The organism is Cardiobacterium sp. (assembly GCF_057314735.1).
This window is the reverse complement of record NZ_DBHKZK010000039.1, coordinates 19,702-36,907: the sequence shown is the minus strand read 5'-3', so window position 1 is coordinate 36,907 and position 17,206 is coordinate 19,702. Positions and strand designations below refer to the sequence as shown.

The window sequence follows — 17,206 nt, the reverse complement described above, 5'->3', positions numbered from 1 at the left end:
CCGCAGTTCGATACCGGCCCTGGCCTGCCGGTCTTTCAGGTTTGCCAACCAGCTGCGGTAGGTGTTTGTGGTTTTAAGGGTATAAGCTGTCATGAGGCGATAAAGCCGTCTTCGCTGAGGCGGATGTCGCCCGCTTCAATGGCGCGCAACCAGTGAATCGTGGATTCAAAGCCGCCGAGCGGGTAGAAGTGCAGTTGGCGCAGGGCGCTGTCCGGGTGGTTGCGGCGGTAGGCGGCGAGGTCGCACAGCAGTTTGTCCGGGGTGCTGAGGCGCATCAGTTTGCGGATGTTGCGCGCGTTTTTCCAGAGGAAGCTCATCGAGGAACCGATGCCGCAGGCCTGCGCGTGGCGGATGAGCGATTGCAGGCTGGCGACGCCGGGGATGCCAATGTGTACCGGCAGGGTGATTTGCCGCGCCTGTAATTGTTCCAGCCAGGCGGCAATCGGTGGCATTTCAAAGCAGAACTGGGTGATGAAGGCGTAATCCGCCGGGTAGGTCAGGGCGTAGCCCTGTTTTTGCGCCTCCGCCGCTTCCTGTTCGGCACGGGGAATGTCCGCCGCGCCTTCGGGATGACCGGCAAAGCCGATGTGGGCGAAGGGGTAGTCTTGCAGCAGCCCGGTTTTGAGCATGCTCATCACGCTGTCGTAGGGGCCTTGCGGCTGCGGTGCCGCACCGGCGAGCAGCAGGATGCGATCGATGCCGAGCGCGCGCACGCGGTCGAGCGTTTGCCGCAGTTCGGCTTCGCTGCGGTAGTTGCGCAGCACGATGTGCGGCACGGCTTGCATTTGTTGGCTTTGCAGCTGTTCGCAGGCGGCGAGGGTGTCGCCGATGTCGCTGCCGCGCAGGTGCGGCACATAGACTTGGGTACCCGCCGCCAGCCACGGGCGGAAGTCGCCGATTTTTTGCGCCGCTTTCGGCGTGATTTCGATGCTGTAGCCGCGAATGAGCGCTTGCAGGTCTTCGATACGGACGGTCATGGCGCGAGTCTCTCTATCGTCCAGCCGTCGCCGCTCTTGCGGTAGAGGAAGCGGTCGTGCAGGCGGTTCGGCTGGCCTTGCCAGAATTCGATTGCCTGCGGGCGGATGCGGTAGCCGCCCCAGAAGTCGGGCAGCGGGATGTGGCCGTCGGCGAATTTGGCCTTCATCCGCTCCCATTGTTGCAGCAGCAGTTGGCGTGAGCTGATGACTTTGCTCTGCGTCGAGCACCACGCGCCGAGCTGGCTGCCTTTCGGGCGCGAGAGGAAGTATTTGAGCGTTTGTTCGCGCGAGACTTTTTCCACTTCGCCTTCGATTTTGATTTGCCGCTGCAAGGCAAACCAGGGGAAGTGCATCGAGACTTTGGGATTGCCCGCGATTTCTTGCGCCTTGCGGCTGTCGTAGTTGGTGTAGAAGACGAAGCCGTCGCGGTCGAAGTATTTGAGCAGTACCGCGCGCTGCGAGGGTAGGCCGTCGGCGGCGACGGTGGAGAGAACGAAGCCGTTCGGCTCGGCGATTTTCGCGGCGAGGGTTTCGTTAAACCAGCGCTCAAATTGCGCAATCGGGTCGTCGAGCAGGTCTTCGCGTTCGAGCGGCGGGTGGGCGTCGAAATCGTGACGGATGTTGCCGATGTCCATCAGTGTTCCTCCGCTTTCAGCCGGGTGAAGACGTGGTCGGCGGCGCGCAGGGTGTCGTCCAGCACCGCCGCGTTGTGCTGGCTGCCGGTGAAGATGGCTTCAAACGGCGACGGCGCAAGGTACACGCCCTCATCCAGCATCAGGTGGAAGAAGCGGGCGAAGCGGGCGGCATCGCAGCGTTTCACCGCGTCGAGATTGTCGATGCGGTCTTCTTTCGTGAAAAAGAGGCCGAGCATCCCGCAGACGTGATTGACCACCAGCGGGATCCGGTGCGCCCTGGCGCGGTCAAGCAGGCCATCGGCAAGGGCAGTGGTGATTTCCGCCAGATTCTTGTAAAACACCGGGTCATCGGTCAGACGCAGGCTGACCAGCCCCGCCGCCATGGACACCGGATTGCCGGAGAGCGTCCCCGCCTGATAAACGCCGCCGAGCGGGGCGAGCAGCTCCATTATCTCGCGCCGCCCGCCAAAGGCGCCGACCGGCATCCCGCCGCCGATAATCTTGCCCAGCGTCACCAAATCGGCCTCAATGCCGAACAGCTCCTGCGCCCCGCCACGGGCAACACGGAAGCCGGTCATCACCTCGTCAAAAATCAGCACCGTGCCGAACTTGCTGCACAAATGGCGCAGCGCGCGCAAAAACGCCGGGTCAGGCGGGACGCAGCTCATATTGCCCGCGACCGGCTCGACAATCACCGCCGCCAGCCGTTCGCCGTGCGCGGCAAACACCTGCTCCAGCGCGGCGATGTCGTTGTACGGCGCGGTCAGCGTGTGCTGCGCATAAGCGGGCGGCACGCCGGGCGAATCCGGCACGCCGATGGTCAGCGCACCCGAGCCGGCAGCGACCAGCAGGCCATCGCTATGGCCGTGATAACAGCCGGCGAACTTCAAAAAATCCGTGCGCCCGGTAAAAGCGCGGGCGAGGCGGATGGCGCTCATCGTCGCCTCCGTCCCCGAATTGCACATCCGCACCATCTCCACCCCCGGCATACGGGCGACAATGGCTTCCGCCAACTGCGTCTCTGCCACTGTCGGCGCGCCGAAGCTCAGGCCGTTTTCCGCCGCCTGCTGCACCGCGTGGACAATCCCCGGATGCGCGTGGCCGACAATCGCCGGGCCATACGAGCCGACAAAATCAACATAACGGCGGCCATCGACATCAAAAATAAAAGCGCCCTCGGCACGGGCAATAAAGCGCGGCGTACCGCCGACCCCACGAAACGCGCGCACCGGTGAATTGACCCCACCGGGGATTACCTTCTGCGCGGCCAGAAAAGCCTGTTGCGACAACATAAAAAAACCTCTGAAAAACAGGAAAGGCTGCATTATCCAAGCCCGGCAGACGGAAAACAATCACCCAGGTCAAGCACACCCCAAAACCGCGAAACACATTGACAACAAAGCCAAAAAACGGCATTATCCGCGCCCTCAAAAACACCCGGATTCCAATCAGGAGAAATACATTGGCTAACACAGCACAAGCAAAAAAACGCGTCAGACAAGCCGAAAAAGCCCGCGCCCGCAACGCCAGCCAGCGTTCCAGTATGCGCACCGCCGTCAAAAAAGTCCTGCGCGCCCTCGAAGGCAGCGACAAAAGCGGCCTGCAAGCCATCTACGTCAGCGCCTCATCCGCACTGGATCGCGCCGCGCGCAAAGGCCTCATTCACAAAAACAAGGCCGCCCGCCTGAAAAGCCGCCTCAGCGCCAAAATCAAGGCAGCCACCGCCGCCTGAAACAACGCCTGACGCACACCAACCCGCCCCGGCGGGTTTTTCTTTGCCCAAAACAAGAGAAAACCATGCAAAACAACCCATCCGAACAATACAAAGGCCGCAAAAGCAGCCTGGGTCGCATCCGCAAGGCGCTCGGCTACTCCATTGACGGCATCAGGGCGGCAATCGAAGAAGCAGGCTTCCGCGAACTGCTCTGCCTGCACGGCATCCTGCTCGCCCTGCTCATCTTCCTGCCCTTCCCGCTTGCCGAAAAAATGCTGCTGGTCCTCGCCTCCGGGATGTCGCTCATCACCGAACTGCTCAACACCGCGCTGGAAGCGGCGGTTGACCACACCTCGCTCGAAATCCACCCGCTCGCCAAACGCGCCAAAGACGCGGGTTCCGCCGCACAATACACCTGCCTCACCTTCATCGCCCTCCTCTGGGGCATGGCGCTCTATGGCTGGCTTGCTGCATAAAACGCGAAATCCTCCAGTCCGAATTTACGTCATAAGAAAAGAAAGTCGCTTCAAAAGATGCAGCGCACATGGTGCACCATTCAGCACGATAAGAAAGCCCTACGCACCTGTCCGTTTGCCATTGCCAATATGGCCATTTTTAACAAAATTCCGCGACGACCCGGTCATTCGTAGCATAGCAATACACCCAAAGTCTCAGACAAGACGCGCTGCCGAAGACAGTAAGCCTTGCTCGCGAAGCGAGAGAAACGGCTGGGGTGGGGGTAGCGTCCATGGCATGGCCGCCAATGCTAGTCAGTCATCTTGGGCGCAGCATTCAGTCAGTACCCCCCATCATTGAATGCGACAGCGATGCTGAAGGCAGTACGCAGTTGTACGGCGCGGGTTTCCCTTAAAAATAGCGCCGCTATTTTTAAGGTTCCCGATGAGGCGACGCAACATCGTATGAGACTTTCGGTGGGTGGCTATATTGCTCATTGCCGCTCTTCTGGTTTGGGTTTAAGCACATCTCCAATAAAGAGACGGATAGGATAAGCGGTTGATGACTTGCCCGGATCCGGACAGGTGGCTGCGGTTGCCCACATGGTATAACTACCATAGCCCTGCTGACTTTCAAAACTGTACCAGTCTTTGGTCGCCATCACCGTATTGTCTTGTAAATCTATTACCGTAGCGCGCGTATGCGCAATCCAGTGCTCCCGTTCTTCCGGAACAACAGGATTCTCGAAAGTAACCGTATAGCGGGCAGGACTTTTAGTAAAATTAGAAATCATTCTATAATTTTGATTAAGGTTATCGCCTAATGTATAGCGTAAAAATGTTCCATTTTTTTGTTTGACATCTACATAAGAATATCTGCCTTGCAAGATATAAGGGTGATTCTGATCTTCTGGCGAAAATAACACGTCATCATATTTCTCATTTCCTTCTGTTATTATTTTAACTCTCCATTTCAAAAATCCTTCGATATAACTATCTTTACCATATTGTTCTGGCAACCCTGCATACTTCCATAGCTTATCCTCTTTATGGATGGATTCTCTATCCCACACCTTCAATAAGGTAACGCCTTCCACATTGTCCGCTGTCCGGTAAATTTTCTCACCTGCTGTCTTGCAAAGCTCTTCAAAGACTGCCCTACTTTTCAGACGATTTTGACGGCGGATTTCTGCTTCACGATTTAACCTGCGTTCATTTGCACTGGGGATAAATATCCAGGCAAGAACGCCCCCCAAAACGACAACCGTCGCAATGATGTTGTTGCGCCATGCCTTGCCGGGTTCGCTGCATTTGTACACCACCCCCCAAACGATGACGAGCAGGAAAAGAACCCCGCCCCAAAAGGCGAAGAAGATAAAGCGGAAGATGTCCTGTGGGGTGATCATGGCTTATCCGTGGCAAGGGATGAAAACAAAACACCCCCACGGACGCGCTTGCCCGTGGGGGTGTTTGGCTGGGTGTTCTGGTTGTCGGTTGCGCCGGGTGGCGTGGTGGTTTTGGCGGGCGGTCATTGTGGTTGCCTCTGATGGGTTTGCCTGCTGGCGAAGGTAGCAGCTTCTGCCACAGCGGGCAAGGCATCGCATGGCATGAAAAATCCCGCCGGGGCGGGATTTTTCGCAAATGGGCGGCGGGGGCTTCAGGGCTTGAGCGCGGCATCGGCGACGCGGTTAAAGTCGTCCATCGGGCAGAAGCCGTTGGCGTCCGTCGGGCAGCCTTCCAGTTTGAGGGTCACGCGCTGCGGCGGGTTTTTCAGGCTGAGTTCCTGGTCTTCGCGCAGTTGTTGCGTGGTCTGATAGACGTACTCGATTTTCAGCAGTGCCTTGCCGTCTTTGTCGCGCCATTGCTCAAACAGCACTTTGCCGCTAATCGGGGTTTTTTCGTACTGGTCGGGCAGTTGATACGGTGCGGCCTGCAACAGCGCCAAGAGCGAGGCGACGTTGGAGTCGTGGCCGACGAGCAGGGTGATTTTCGCCTTTTGCGCGTCTTTGATCAGCGGGTGCTGGTAGCCGTGGTCGGCAAAGCTGTTCTGGATGAAGGCGAGCAGCGGCGAGGCGGTTTCTTTGGCGAGTACCGGCGAGGTGAAGAGGACGTCGGTGTAGATGTTTTTCAGGTCAACGATGGCCTGCCATTGTTCCGGTGTCCGGATTTTGCCCCAGGCGACTTCGCCCGCCGGGTAGCCTTCGTAGTATTGAAGGATGAAGCTGTCGGCCGCACCGGTGCCGTTACGCAGCGGGCCTTTGGTGCCGGGCTCTTTGTCCTGGGCGAAGGTGAGGGTGTTCGGGATTTTTTCGAGGTCGCACTGTTTTTCTTTTTCGCAGGTGGCGGAGTGGTCGTAATCCAGCACGTCTTCGAGGATTTGATAATTCTTGGCGAGGCGTTCGTTCAGTTTGGCAAAGCCGCCGTCGCCAAGCATTTGGTCAATGGATTTTTCGGCTTTTTCGGTGAAGGCGGCATCCACCGGGCTGCGCACGATGGGGTTGAAGGTGTTGTCCATTTTGCCCACTTCTTCAAGGTTATGGACTTTGATGTCGCAGTCGGGGAAAGCGCCCTTGACGAAGTGTTTGCCGGTGTCGATGGTGCGCGGCAGGCTGTTGGTATAGACGAGCAGTTCTCCGGCGGCGGGGCAGGCGTCTTTTTTGACGAGGCCGACGTCGTCGAACCATTCGTCCATGTAGTGTGCGAGGCGGGTTTCGAGTTCGCCGCCGCGCGGGGTGAGGTGGCCGCCTTCGGTTTTCCACGGTGTCCAGGTTTGCGGGGTGGCTTCTGCCAGCGCACTGCCGTAGCCAATCAGCGGCGCGCGGATGCCGTGGCGGCTCAGGATGGTGATTTTTTCGAGGGTGTAGCCTTCGGGCGTGGCTGCGGCCAAAGCGGTTTCGGCCTGGGCGGCGGCGCAGGCGGCAGCGAGGGCGGTGAGGAGGAGGGTTTTTTTCATGTGAATCTCCGGGGTGTGTTTGCGGGTATTGTCATCGCGTGGCAATGGGCATAATTGTACGCCCCGTTGTGGGTTTTGTGTGTTTTTGTGTTTATTTTTATCAGAAAACCCCGCATAAGGCGGGGTTTTGTGTGAATTTTCGGAAGCATCCGCTTCGCGAAAGTATGTCCGTCAGAAGCAAAGGGCAGTTTTGGGCGTTACATCGTCGCGGATGGCAGGCCGCTGGTCATCATTTTGCCGAGGCCGGCTTCGATGACTTCACGGATTTTCGGTGCTTCTTTGCCGCGTAGCTGGACGCCGACGCCGGGGACGCGGCGCGAGATTTTTTTCGGCGGGTTGAGCCAGACGATGCGGCCGGAGGCGGCGAATTTGCCAAGGTCGCCCGGCAGTTTGAGGAAGACGAAGACTTCTTGCTCCAGCGCGTAGTGTTCTTCGGTGGCGACGAAGATGCCGCAGCCGTCCACAAAGGGCATATATGCCTGGTAGAGGTCTTTCAGGTCTTCGATGTTGAGGCGGATAACGCCTTGTTTGAGTTTGGATTGGGGGGTAGCAGGGGTTGTCATGGTTAGGGGTTCCGTTTGTCGCAGGTTTCCAGCAACAGGGCTTTGATGTTGAGGGTTTGCCCGATTTGTTGCCGGTCCGGGCGGCGCAGTTCGCTGAGGCGTGCATAGAGGGTATGCAGGCGGTTCAGGTCGAGTCCTTGCAGGTCTGCGTCGTGTTGGCGCAGGCGATTGTGCCAAGTTTGGCCGCTGCTGTCCAGTTGGCGGCTGGTGATGAGGGTTTCCAGCTGGCTTTGCAGGTAGTCGTTCAGGTCGCTGTCTTTGAGGCGGTCGAGGTGGTGCAGGTAGGCGGTCGCCCGCTGCGGTTGGGCGAGGTAGGCGATGAGGAGATCGATGTGCTCAAGCGGGTCGGGCGCGTCCGGGTGGGCAAGCGCCTGATGCGGGTTGCCGTGGTGCAGCGCGAGGCTGGCGGCGGCTTGTTCGGCGCTGAACTGGTGGGTGCTGACCAGCCACTGTTGTGCCTGTTCGGCGGTCGGTTGCGGCAGGGTGACGACGTGGCTGCGGCTCAAGATAGTCGCCTTGACCGCGCGGCGGTTGGTGGCGCTCAGGATGAAGCGGCTGTGTTGCGGCGGTTCTTCCAGGGTTTTCAGTAGGGCGTTGAGCGCGTAGGGGTTGTAGTTGTCAATGGCGCCGAGGTAGGTCACGCGCAGCGCGCCAATCGCCGGGGTGTTTTGCAGGGTGTCGCCGATGGCGCGGATGTCTTCGATTTTGCAGGGTTCAAGGTAGCTGGCGGTGTCGGGGTGGGTGCCTTGCGTCAGCAGGTGGCAGGATTTGCACTGGCCGCAGGGGCGGTGCGTGTCGTTGAGGCAGAGCGCGCGGGCGATGATGGCGCGCGCCATGTCGTCAGCGTTGCCGCGCTGCGGGTCGATGAGGAGCAGGGTCGCAGGCAGTTGGTCGGCGAGGCGGTCAAGGCCACGGTAGTGCAGGTCGGTCCAGGGGAGCATGGCGGCGGTTCAGGGGTGGCGCAGCGCGTCCAGATGCGGGCGGATGCGTGCGAAGACGGTTGCGGCGTCATCTTCGGCGTTGATGAGGACAGAGTGTGGTTCTTGCGCGCGGACGCGGTAGCCGTCAGCGACGCGGGCGAAGAAGTCGGCGGGTTCGCGCTCAAAGCGGTCCTGGTCGGCGCCGCGTTGGGCGAGACGGGCGCGGGCGGTGGCGGGGCTGCATTCGAGGATGAGGGCGAGGTCGGGGACGCGGGCGGTGTCGCTCGCCGCTTCGAGCGCGGCGATAGTCGCCTGCGGGATGCCACGCCCGTAGTGTTGGTAGGCGTGGGTGGCGTCGCGGTAACGGTCAGAGATGTACCATTCGCCACGGGCGAGGGCGGGCAGGATGGTTTGTTGCAGGTGGGCGCGGCGGGCGGCGAGGAGCAGCAGCAGTTCGGTCAGCGGGTCGGCGTTGGTCGTGCGGTCGAGAAGGATGTCGCGCAGCCGTTCGCCCAGCGGGGTGCCGCCCGGTTCGCGCCCGTAGCGGGCGGTGATGCCGTGCGCTTCGCACCACGCCCGGATGTTGGCGAGCTGGGTGCTTTTGCCGACGCCTTCGCTGCCATCCAGGGTGATGAAGCGCCCGCTCATGGTTTGGGCTGTTGTTGTTGTTTGAGGTAGCGGGCAACGGCCTGTTGGTGTTCTTCGTAGGTGGCGCTGAAGGTGTGGCCGCCTTTGCCGTCGGCGACGAAGTAGAAGCTGTCGCCATCTGCCGGGTGCAGCGCCGCTTCAATGCTCGCCTTGCCGGGCAGGGCGATCGGGGTCGGCGGCAGGCCTTTGTTGATGTAGGTGTTGTATGGGGTGTCGGTTTGCAGGTGTTTGCGGGTCAGGTCGCCGTGGTAATCAGCCGCGCCGTAGATGACGCTGGGGTCGGTTTGCAGCAGCATATCTTTTTCGAGGCGGCGGACGAAGACGCCGGCGATTTGCGGACGCTCGCTGGCGACACCGGTTTCTTTTTCGACGATGGAGGCGAGGATCAGCGCCTGGTAGGGGGTGGTAAACGGCAGGCCGTCGGCGCGGGTCGGCCAGGAGCCTTCCAGAACGCGCTGCATTTCGCCGTGCATCCGTTTCAGCAGTTCGAGGTCGCTGGTGCCCCGGTGGAACTGGTAGGTTTCAGGCATGAACCAGCCTTCGGGGCTGCCTTCGATGCCGAGCAGGGTGGCGATTTGCGCGTCGGTTTTGTTGTTCAGGGTGTGTTCGATACCGGCGGTTTGTTCGAGGCTCGCGCGCAGGTCTTTGAAGGTTTTGCCTTCAACGACGGTGATGTTGTACACCACCACTTTGCCGTTGGTGATGTCGTTGATGAGCGAGGGCAGGCTGGCGTTCGGGTCAATGCGGTAGTCGCCCGCCTTGATGTTCGCCGCTTGCGGGTTGAGGCGGGCATACATCGGCAGTACCCAGTCGCTGTGGATGATGCCGCGCCGGGTCAGTTCGCGGTTGAGGCTGGTGAGGGTGTCACCAGGCTTGACGGTGACGATGCCGTCGCCTTCGGTGACGAGCGGTTCGTTCAGCGCTTTTTGGTATTGCAGGTAGAAGACGCCCGCCGCCCAGGCGGCGAGAAGGATGAGGGTAAGGAAGAGGTTGAGGAGGAAGCGTTTCATGGCTGGTACCGTCGCAGGAGGATGCAGGCGTTGGTGCCGCCGAAGCCGAAGGAGTTGGACAGGGCGGTGCCGATTTTCATCGGGCGTGCTTTGTGCGGGACGTAGTCAAGGTCGCAGCCTTCGCCGGGCTGGTCGAGGTTGATGGTCGGCGGTGCGATTTGGTCGCGCAGGGCGAGCAGGCTGAAGATGGCTTCAAGACCGCCGGCAGCGCCGAGGGCGTGCCCGGTCATGGATTTGGTGCTGCTGACGGCGAGGCGGTAGGCGTGTTCGCCGAAGCTGTTTTTGATGGCGCGGGTTTCGGCGATGTCACCCGCAGGAGTTGAGGTGCCGTGCGCGTTGATGTAGTCCACCGCGTCCGGGGTGATGCCCGCGTCCTTGAGGGCGAGGGTCATGCAGCGCGCCGCGCCGGAGCCGTCTTCCAGCGGTGCGGTCATGTGGTAGGCGTCCGAGCTCATGCCCATGCCGATGATTTCGCCGTGGATGGTGGCACCGCGCGCCAGGGCGTGTTCGAGGGATTCGAGGATGATGACGCCCGCGCCGTCGCCCAGGACGAAGCCGTCGCGGTCTTTGTCCCAGGGGCGGGAGGCGCGCTGCGGGTCGTCGTTGCGGGTGGAGAGGGCTTTGGCAGCGGCAAATCCGGCGATGCCCATGTCGTTACCCGCGCTTTCCGCGCCCCCGGCAATCATCACGTCCACATCGCCCATTTGAATCATGCGGTAGGCCTGGGCGATGGAGTGGGTGGCGCTGGCGCAGGCGGTGACGGTCGCAAGTGTCGGCCCCTTGATGCCGTAGCGGATGGAGAGGTTGCCCGCGATCATGTTGACGATGTTTTTCGGCACATAGAACGGCGAGACGCGGCGCGCGCCACGTTCGAGAAATTCACGGTAGCCGTCCAGCATTCCCGGCAGGCCACCGATACCGGAGCCAATGATGATGCCGGTTCGTTCGGCGAGGGTGGGATTGGTAAATTCGAGGCCACTGTCGCTGATGGCATCAACTGCGGCGGCGACACCATAGTGAATGAAGCCGTCCATTTTGCGCGCTTCTTTGGCATCAAAGTAGCGGGCAAGGTCGAATCCCTGGACGGCGCCACGGAAACGCACGGGCAAGTCCGAAGGGTCATAATCGGTGATGGGGGTAATGCCGCTCTTGCCAGCGAGGATGTTCTCCCAGGCGCTGGCGATGCTGCTGCCGACCGGGCTGATGATGCCCATGCCGGTTACGACGACACGAGGTATGGCTCTGCTGCGGGTTGTTTGCGTCATGTGTTCCTGCCGTTGGTTGGCCCGGTTTGTGGCGGGCGGGGATACAAAAAAGCCACAGCAGTCCGTTAAACTACCGTGGCTTGCCTGCCGACCCGTTTAGCCGTTGCTGTTGGCTTTGACGTAGTCGATAGCGGTTTGCACGGTGGTGATTTTTTCTGCGTCTTCGTCGGGAATTTCGCAGTCAAATTCTTTTTCCAATGACATGACGAGTTCAACGAGATCGAGTGAGTCAGCGCCGAGGTCGTCAATGAAGGCGGCTTCAGGCTTGACCTGCGCCTCATCAACGCTCAACTGCTCTGCGATCACTTTGATGACGCGTTCTTCGATTGAATTACTCATGGTGTGTTTTTCCTGGGTTGTGATTGAAGGGGGCGTATTGTAAAAGGTTTATGGGGCAATTGCCACACGGCGGCGGGTGCGCGCCCTTACAGCATATACATTCCGCCGTTGATATTCAGCGTCTCGCCGGTGATGTATTCGGCGCGCGCCAGATAGACGACCGCTTCGGCGACGTCTTCCACCCGCCCCAGTTTGGCCAGCGGGATTTGTTCGGCGAGCATTTTTTTCTGCTCTTCCGGCAGTTTGTCGGTCATGTCGGTCTGGATGAAGCCGGGGGCAACGCAGTTGACGGTGATGCCGCGCGAGCCGACTTCACGCGCCAGCGATTTGGAGAAGCCGATAAGTCCGGCCTTGGTGGCGGCGTAGTTGGTCTGCCCGGCATTGCCCATGATGCCGACGACCGAGGTGATGTTGATGATACGGCCACAGCGCGCTTTCATCATGTCGCGCAATACCGCCTTGCTCAGGCGGTAAACGCTGCTGAGGTTGGTATCAATGACGTGATCCCATTGTTCCGGTTTCATCCGCATCAGCAGGTTGTCGTCGGTGATACCGGCGTTGTTGACGAGGATGCCGACCGGGGCAAATTCTCCGGCGATGTCTTTAATCAGCGCTTCTACCGCGTCGTTATCATTGACGGAGAGTTTTTTGCCGCAGCCCTTGAAGCCGCTTGCGGCAATGTGTTGGCTGATGGCATCCGCGCCATTGTCGCTGGTAGCGGTGCCGATGACGGTTACACCTTCGCGGCCGAGGGCGTCAAGGATGGCGTGTCCGATGCCACGGCTGGCACCGGTAACGAGGGCGACTTGCTCTTGCAGGTTCATGGGGTCTCCGTGAGGGCTTGGCGGACAGCGGCGACGCTGTCGGGATGGTCAAAGGCGATGGTACGCAGCGTTTTGTCGATACGCTTGTTCAGTCCGGTGAGGACTTTGCCCGGCCCGACTTCGATAAAGAGATTGACGCCGCGTGCGGCAAGTGCCTTGACGCAATCCACCCAGCGCACCGGTTGGTACAGTTGCGCACCCAGCGCGGCTTCAATACCGCTGGTGTTTTCATGGGTTTTGGCATCCACGTTATGGATGATGACCGCATTCGCGGGGTGCCAATGGACTTTGCCGAGGTGCAGGCTGAGCTGTCCGGCGGCGGCACGCATCAGAGCGCAATGGGAGGGGACGCTGACAGCAAGGAGGACGGCACGTTTTGCCCCCGCCTGTTTCGCCGCTTCTACCGCAGCGGCGACTGCGGCGGCTTCACCGGCAATCACGACCTGGCCGGGCGAGTTGAAATTGGCGGCGCTGACTTTGCCGGGGGTGCGGTTGCAAACGCTGATGACGTCTTCATCGGCCAAGCCCAGGATGGCGGCCATGGCGCCTTCACCGGGGGCGACCGCTTCCTGCATGATTTTGCCGCGCATATGCACGAGCTGGATGGCTTCGGCGAAGGTCATGGCGCCTGCGGCACAAAGGGCGGTGTATTCGCCCAGCGAGTGGCCTGCCATATAAGGCGCGTTGATACCGCATTCGTCGCGCAGGATATCGGCACAGGCAATGCCAGCGGCAAGTAGCGCGGGCTGGGTAATCGCGGTCTGGTCAAGTTGGTTGTTCGGGTCTTTCTGGGCGATTTGCCAGAGGTCAAGACCGAGTACGTCGGAGGCTTCCTGAAAGCGACGCTGCACGACGGGGTAAGTTGCTGCCAGTTCCTTGAGCATACCGGGGCTTTGTGAGCCCTGTCCGGGGAAAATCAGTGCGATGGTCGCCATGTTGAACTCCTCTTAGTAAGTGATGATGCTGCCACCCCAAACGAATCCGCCACCGAAGGCTTCCAGCAGCAGTTTGTGGCCGCGCTGTATCGTACCGTTTTTGATGCCGTAATCCAACGCCAGCGGGATGGAGGCAGCGGAGGTGTTGGCGTGTTCGGCGACGGTGAGGATGACTTTTTCCAGCGGCAGGTTGAGGTGTTCGGCAGTCGCCTTGATGATGCGCAGGTTGGCCTGGTGCGGGATGAGGAAATCAATTTCTTCCGCCTGCATCTGTTGTTGCTCCAGCAGTTCGGTAACGAGTCCGGCCAGGCTGCGTACCGCCACCTTGAACACTTCGCGCCCTTCCATGTGGATGAAGGGCATACGGTCGCCGAGGGTGGACGCGGGCGAACCGCTACCACGCGGCACATAGAGCAAGTCTTTGTAACGGCCGTCGCTATGCAGCACCGAGCCGTGAATACCGGGTTTGTCCGTTGCTTCAAGGATAACGGCACCGGCACCATCGCCAAAGAGGATAGCGGTGCTGCGGTCGCTCCAGTCGAGGATGTTGCTGAAGACTTCCGCACCGATGACCAGCGCGCGCTTGCTGTTGCCCGCGCGGATGAAATTGTCAGCGGTTGCCAACGCGAAGACAAAACCGGAGCAGGCGGCCTGCATATCAAAGGCGACAATGGCCGGGCAGCCGAGGCGGGTTTGCAGCTGGCTGGCGTTGCTGGGGAAGATGTGTTCCGGGGTAGAGGTGGCGACGATAATCAGGTCAATCGTCGCCGGGTCGATATCCGCGCTCTCAAGGGCATCACGCGCCGCGTAAAAGGCAAGATCGGTACTGCTTTCGTCCGGCGCGGCAATATGGCGCTGTTCAATACCGGTACGGGTGCGAATCCACTCGTCGGAGGTGTCCATCCGCTCGGCGAATTCCTGGTTGGTCATAATCCGCTGCGGCAGGTAACTGCCGGTGCTGAGGATTTTGCTGTAAATCATGCAGTGGGTTCTTCGGCTGTACTGCGCTTCTGCTGACGGTCAAGCTGGCAGCGGATGTGGTCAATGATGCCGTTGGTGATTTCCAGACGGGCGACGTTGATGGCATTGGCAAAGGCGAAAATATCGGCGTTGCCGTGGCTTTTGATAACAATGCCCTGCAAACCGAGCAGGGTCGCGCCGTTATAGCGGCGCGGGTCAATGCGTGCCTTGGTGCGGTGCAATACCGGCAGGGAAAAGAGCGCGGCAATTTTGCTGAAAATACTGCGGCGAAATTCCTGCTCCAGCGTGGTCTGAATGTATTTGGCGATGCCTTCCACCGATTTCAGGGCGACGTTACCGACAAAGCCGTCGCAGACGACGATATCCAGTTTTTCCTTGAGGAAGATATCATTGCCTTCGACGAAACCGCAGTAGTTGAGGTCAGTTTTCTCCAGCAATTTGCTGGTTTCTTTGACCATGTCGTTGCCCTTGATCGCTTCTTCGCCGATGTTGAGCAGGCCGACTATCGGGTTTGGTTTTTCATCGACCGCCTTGACCAGCTCCGAACCCATCACCGCGAACTGCACCAGCTGCTCCGGTTTGGCGTCAACGTTGGCCCCCAAATCCAGCCAGTGCACATGACCGCCGCGTGAGGGTACGACCGCGCAAATGGCCGGACGGGAAATACCGGGCAGCATCTTCAGAATGTAGCGGCTGCTTGCCATCAGTGCGCCGGTATTGCCCGCGCTGACACAGGCCTGCGCCTTGCCGTCGCGCACCAGTTCAATCGCTTTCCACATGGAGGAATCGGTCTTGTGGCGCAGTACGTTGGCGGGCGCTTCGTCCATCGCCACCACCTGCGTGGTGTGGTGGATGTCAATGCGGCGTGTGTCAATTGCGCCAAAGGATTTGTGGCCACGAATCGCCTGCTCGTCACCCACGACAATCATGCGCACGTCGTGGTGGCGTTTTTGAATATGGGCGATGGCGGCCAGCGTAACATCCAGACCGATATCGCCGCCCATTGCGTCAATGGCAATGACTGGCGGCTTGCTCGTGCTCATGGCGTGTCAGATTTTATTCTTCGATGTCAATTTGTTGGGCGACACGGGGGCGGACAATCGCGAGGCGTCCACGGTAGAAGCCGTCTTTGGTCACGTGGTGGCGCAGGTGGCGTTCACCGCTCTGACGGTCGGTAGAGATGGTTTTGCCGCTGAGGGCATCATGGGCGCGGCGCATACCGCGTTTGGAAGGGGTTTTACGATTCTGTTGAACGGCCATGAGAATTCTCCTTGGTTTCCAGTAAGTCTTTCAAAGCCGCAAACGGGTTCTGCGTTTCTGCCTGCGGCAGGGGGGCACGCGCGCCGGTCTGCGGCAGGCTGCAATCCTCATGCTTGGCAATCATCGGCATCGCCAGCAGGATTTCTTCTTCAATGAACCACGCCAGATTGAGTTCGTCTTCGGCGCAGATCAGGGTTTCGCTGCCGTCGGTGACATTGGCCTCAAGGGATTCATCCCGAATCAGCACATAATCAAAGGAATGGGCAACCTCCAGCGTCATCGTTTCCAGACAGCGCTGGCACTGGGTATGCAGGACAGTACGCACGCTGCCGCCGAGGCGGTATTGGCCGTCTTTGTCCACGTTTCCTTCGAGGGTGTAATGCACGACGTCATCGCACGACCCCGTCCATTGTTTCAGCGTTTCGGTATCTGCCAGCGGCAGCACGCCGCTGTCGCGGCAACGGTTTTTGGCAAAGGCCCAAGGGTCAAATGACCGGGGGGGGGTCGCGGGAGCGCGCATCATACTCTCAACATTTTTTAGTGTCAAAACGGAAAAACAGCGAAAAATCAGCCGATACCGTGCGTGCGAGCGAAGTGCAGATAGACAATATCCGAGATTTCGCGGATGACATTACTACGGCTGGTAATCCAGCTGGAATAATTCCCCGCCGGGCTGTCTTTTTCAATAATGGCGGAGATGGTGTAGGGATAACTGCGTCCGCCCGCCTTGCATTCGATGATGCCAAAATTGCCACAGAGCATCGCGGTCGAACCGGTCTTGTCGTACACCGTCGCGCTTTGCGGCACGAATTGTGTTTTGGAGCGGATGCGGTCGGGGTTGGGGATGGACATGATTTGCTTCAGATATTGCGCGCCGGGGAGCTGGTTCGCCCAGAGGGCGCGGAGGAAGCGGTCGTAATCGGCGGCGGAGGCGCGGTTGCGGTAGGTGCGCCCCTGCGCCGGAATATTTTCAACGATTTGAATATTGCGGAAAATCTGCGGTGCCTGCTTTTTCAGCATCCACTGCACACCCTGCGGCCCGCCGAGGCGTTTGAACAGGTGGTTGGTAAATTCATTATTACTGGCGACTACCATGCCGCGCATTTCGTCCTGCACGCGCTGGCTCATCGGGTAGAGGCTGGAATCCTTCAGATAATGGGTGAGCAGATAGGCCTGAATGACAAACGGCTTGACCAGACTGGCACATTGCAACGGCACCTGCGCGTTGATTTGCGCCAGCGGGCGGTTGGCGACCAGGTCATGCACCAGCCAGGCGGTGCGTTCGTCCCCGGCCAGACGTCCTTCGCTGTGCAACTGGCGCACACGTTCATTGATGGAATTTTCCAGCGGTGTCGCCGCCTGGGCGGTGAGCGGCAGGGCGGCACCGAGGCCAAGCGCGCAGCCGCGACCGAGAAATTGTCTTTTATTCAGCAACATGGTTATGAATGGTGAGGAGTTGAAGCCGTCATTTTAACAAAACCGTAAGGAAATAGTATTTCCATGCAGTGGCTGATTTTGCGCCGCTGGACGCCAGTGATTTTGGGGATAATGTTGCGGTTTGCTGTGTTTTTCTGTGGAATTATGGTCACATCACGGCCTGAAAAGCGCTTTTATCCCTCATGGTAAACACAAAAAATCACACCCATCGCGCTGCAAAACCGGGCTAACACTTTGCGTTTTTAACCATAACCAAATGAATGAAAAGCATAAATTTAGAGAACGTGCTT

The 17,206-nt window shown here is 59.5% G+C and carries 20 protein-coding genes; 2 read left to right on the top strand and 18 right to left on the bottom strand.

The window, feature by feature from the left end:
- Positions 1-89: 89 nt before the first annotated feature.
- Genes ACO54Z_RS04610 through hemL form a run of 3 tightly spaced genes read right to left on the bottom strand, consistent with a single transcriptional unit; the run spans position 90 to position 2,904 of the window.
- Positions 90-977 (bottom strand): methylenetetrahydrofolate reductase, encoded by an 888-nt coding sequence (locus tag ACO54Z_RS04610; protein ID WP_485995961.1) that lies wholly within the window; start codon positions 975-977, stop codon positions 90-92.
- Entirely contained in the window at positions 974-1,612 is a 639-nt protein-coding gene (pdxH, locus tag ACO54Z_RS04605) for a pyridoxamine 5'-phosphate oxidase (protein WP_485995960.1), read from the bottom strand. Before pdxH ends, ACO54Z_RS04610 begins: the two co-directional genes overlap by 4 nt.
- The gene (gene hemL / locus ACO54Z_RS04600) at positions 1,612-2,904 is read right to left on the bottom strand and encodes a glutamate-1-semialdehyde 2,1-aminomutase (RefSeq protein ID WP_485995959.1); all 1,293 of its coding nucleotides are present in this window, start codon (positions 2,902-2,904) and stop codon (positions 1,612-1,614) included. Before hemL ends, pdxH begins: the two co-directional genes overlap by 1 nt.
- 170 nt (positions 2,905-3,074) lie before the next feature.
- On the opposite strand from hemL, the gene rpsT reads away from it, so the two are divergent.
- A complete protein-coding gene (gene rpsT, locus ACO54Z_RS04595) occupies positions 3,075-3,344 on the top strand; it encodes a 30S ribosomal protein S20 (protein WP_298081174.1) in 270 nt (89 codons plus the stop codon).
- A 65-nt stretch (positions 3,345-3,409) separates the two neighbouring features.
- Entirely contained in the window at positions 3,410-3,802 is a 393-nt protein-coding gene (locus ACO54Z_RS04590; RefSeq protein ID WP_485995958.1) for a diacylglycerol kinase, read from the top strand.
- 473 nt (positions 3,803-4,275) lie between these two features.
- Here ACO54Z_RS04590 and ACO54Z_RS04585 read toward each other — a convergent pair whose 3' ends face one another.
- The 15 genes from ACO54Z_RS04585 to ACO54Z_RS04515 form a co-directional block, all read right to left on the bottom strand.
- On the bottom strand, positions 4,276-5,187 hold the full coding sequence (locus ACO54Z_RS04585) for a hypothetical protein (RefSeq protein ID WP_485995957.1): 912 nt from the start codon (positions 5,185-5,187) through the stop codon (positions 4,276-4,278).
- A gap of 251 nt (positions 5,188-5,438) precedes the next feature.
- Positions 5,439-6,734 (bottom strand): bifunctional glucose-1-phosphatase/inositol phosphatase, encoded by a 1,296-nt coding sequence (agp, locus tag ACO54Z_RS04580; RefSeq protein WP_485995956.1) that lies wholly within the window; start codon positions 6,732-6,734, stop codon positions 5,439-5,441.
- A 197-nt stretch (positions 6,735-6,931) separates the two neighbouring features.
- The gene (locus tag ACO54Z_RS04575) at positions 6,932-7,297 is read right to left on the bottom strand and encodes a PilZ domain-containing protein (RefSeq protein WP_298079191.1); all 366 of its coding nucleotides are present in this window, start codon (positions 7,295-7,297) and stop codon (positions 6,932-6,934) included.
- Between the two features lie 2 nt (positions 7,298-7,299).
- Positions 7,300-8,238: a DNA polymerase III subunit delta' gene (locus ACO54Z_RS04570; protein WP_485995955.1), complete on the bottom strand. Its 939-nt coding sequence runs from the start codon at positions 8,236-8,238 to the stop codon at positions 7,300-7,302.
- Positions 8,239-8,247: 9 nt separating this feature from the next.
- Positions 8,248-8,865 (bottom strand): dTMP kinase, encoded by a 618-nt coding sequence (tmk, locus tag ACO54Z_RS04565; RefSeq protein WP_485995954.1) that lies wholly within the window; start codon positions 8,863-8,865, stop codon positions 8,248-8,250.
- The gene (mltG, locus tag ACO54Z_RS04560; protein ID WP_485995953.1) at positions 8,862-9,875 is read right to left on the bottom strand and encodes an endolytic transglycosylase MltG; all 1,014 of its coding nucleotides are present in this window, start codon (positions 9,873-9,875) and stop codon (positions 8,862-8,864) included. The genes tmk and mltG overlap by 4 nt, the downstream gene beginning before the upstream one ends.
- Complete coding sequence (fabF, locus tag ACO54Z_RS04555) at positions 9,872-11,140, bottom strand: beta-ketoacyl-ACP synthase II (RefSeq protein ID WP_485995952.1); 1,269 nt, start codon at positions 11,138-11,140, stop codon at positions 9,872-9,874. Before fabF ends, mltG begins: the two co-directional genes overlap by 4 nt.
- 96 nt (positions 11,141-11,236) lie before the next feature.
- A complete protein-coding gene (gene acpP / locus ACO54Z_RS04550) occupies positions 11,237-11,479 on the bottom strand; it encodes an acyl carrier protein (protein WP_004143495.1) in 243 nt (80 codons plus the stop codon).
- A gap of 86 nt (positions 11,480-11,565) precedes the next feature.
- Positions 11,566-12,303 carry a 3-oxoacyl-ACP reductase FabG gene (gene fabG, locus ACO54Z_RS04545; protein ID WP_485995951.1) on the bottom strand — a complete coding sequence of 246 codons (738 nt, stop codon included), beginning with the start codon at positions 12,301-12,303 and terminating at the stop codon, positions 11,566-11,568.
- Positions 12,300-13,238 carry an ACP S-malonyltransferase gene (gene fabD, locus ACO54Z_RS04540; protein WP_485995950.1) on the bottom strand — a complete coding sequence of 313 codons (939 nt, stop codon included), beginning with the start codon at positions 13,236-13,238 and terminating at the stop codon, positions 12,300-12,302. The genes fabG and fabD overlap by 4 nt, the downstream gene beginning before the upstream one ends.
- A gap of 12 nt (positions 13,239-13,250) precedes the next feature.
- Complete coding sequence (locus tag ACO54Z_RS04535; protein ID WP_485995949.1) at positions 13,251-14,219, bottom strand: beta-ketoacyl-ACP synthase III; 969 nt, start codon at positions 14,217-14,219, stop codon at positions 13,251-13,253.
- Entirely contained in the window at positions 14,216-15,262 is a 1,047-nt protein-coding gene (gene plsX / locus ACO54Z_RS04530) for a phosphate acyltransferase PlsX (RefSeq protein WP_298079199.1), read from the bottom strand. Before plsX ends, ACO54Z_RS04535 begins: the two co-directional genes overlap by 4 nt.
- Positions 15,263-15,275: 13 nt before the next feature.
- Positions 15,276-15,479, bottom strand: a complete 204-nt coding sequence (rpmF, locus tag ACO54Z_RS04525) for a 50S ribosomal protein L32 (RefSeq protein WP_298079201.1) — start codon at positions 15,477-15,479, stop codon at positions 15,276-15,278.
- Positions 15,457-16,002, bottom strand: coding sequence for a YceD family protein (locus ACO54Z_RS04520; RefSeq protein WP_485995948.1), 546 nt, complete (start codon positions 16,000-16,002; stop codon positions 15,457-15,459). Before ACO54Z_RS04520 ends, rpmF begins: the two co-directional genes overlap by 23 nt.
- Positions 16,003-16,046: 44 nt before the next feature.
- A complete protein-coding gene (locus ACO54Z_RS04515) occupies positions 16,047-16,916 on the bottom strand; it encodes a serine hydrolase (protein ID WP_485995947.1) in 870 nt (289 codons plus the stop codon).
- Between the last annotated feature and the right edge of the window lie 290 nt (positions 16,917-17,206).

Coding starts and splice junctions, on each gene's coding strand:
- tmk (WP_485995954.1), bottom strand. CDS start 8,865: ATGAGCGGGCGCTTCATCACCCTGGATGGCAGCGAAGGCGTCGGCAAA.
- ACO54Z_RS04570 (WP_485995955.1), bottom strand. CDS start 8,238: ATGCTCCCCTGGACCGACCTGCACTACCGTGGCCTTGACCGCCTCGCC.
- plsX (WP_298079199.1), bottom strand. CDS start 15,262: ATGAGCACGAGCAAGCCGCCAGTCATTGCCATTGACGCAATGGGCGGC.
- fabF (WP_485995952.1), bottom strand. CDS start 11,140: ATGACGCAAACAACCCGCAGCAGAGCCATACCTCGTGTCGTCGTAACC.
- fabD (WP_485995950.1), bottom strand. CDS start 13,238: ATGGCGACCATCGCACTGATTTTCCCCGGACAGGGCTCACAAAGCCCC.
- acpP (WP_004143495.1), bottom strand. CDS start 11,479: ATGAGTAATTCAATCGAAGAACGCGTCATCAAAGTGATCGCAGAGCAG.
- hemL (WP_485995959.1), bottom strand. CDS start 2,904: ATGTTGTCGCAACAGGCTTTTCTGGCCGCGCAGAAGGTAATCCCCGGT.
- ACO54Z_RS04590 (WP_485995958.1), top strand. CDS start 3,410: ATGCAAAACAACCCATCCGAACAATACAAAGGCCGCAAAAGCAGCCTG.
- mltG (WP_485995953.1), bottom strand. CDS start 9,875: ATGAAACGCTTCCTCCTCAACCTCTTCCTTACCCTCATCCTTCTCGCC.
- ACO54Z_RS04575 (WP_298079191.1), bottom strand. CDS start 7,297: ATGACAACCCCTGCTACCCCCCAATCCAAACTCAAACAAGGCGTTATC.
- ACO54Z_RS04515 (WP_485995947.1), bottom strand. CDS start 16,916: ATGTTGCTGAATAAAAGACAATTTCTCGGTCGCGGCTGCGCGCTTGGC.
- ACO54Z_RS04535 (WP_485995949.1), bottom strand. CDS start 14,219: ATGATTTACAGCAAAATCCTCAGCACCGGCAGTTACCTGCCGCAGCGG.
- ACO54Z_RS04585 (WP_485995957.1), bottom strand. CDS start 5,187: ATGATCACCCCACAGGACATCTTCCGCTTTATCTTCTTCGCCTTTTGG.
- fabG (WP_485995951.1), bottom strand. CDS start 12,303: ATGAACCTGCAAGAGCAAGTCGCCCTCGTTACCGGTGCCAGCCGTGGC.
- ACO54Z_RS04520 (WP_485995948.1), bottom strand. CDS start 16,002: ATGATGCGCGCTCCCGCGACCCCCCCCCGGTCATTTGACCCTTGGGCC.
- agp (WP_485995956.1), bottom strand. CDS start 6,734: ATGAAAAAAACCCTCCTCCTCACCGCCCTCGCTGCCGCCTGCGCCGCC.
- rpmF (WP_298079201.1), bottom strand. CDS start 15,479: ATGGCCGTTCAACAGAATCGTAAAACCCCTTCCAAACGCGGTATGCGC.
- ACO54Z_RS04610 (WP_485995961.1), bottom strand. CDS start 977: ATGACCGTCCGTATCGAAGACCTGCAAGCGCTCATTCGCGGCTACAGC.
- pdxH (WP_485995960.1), bottom strand. CDS start 1,612: ATGGACATCGGCAACATCCGTCACGATTTCGACGCCCACCCGCCGCTC.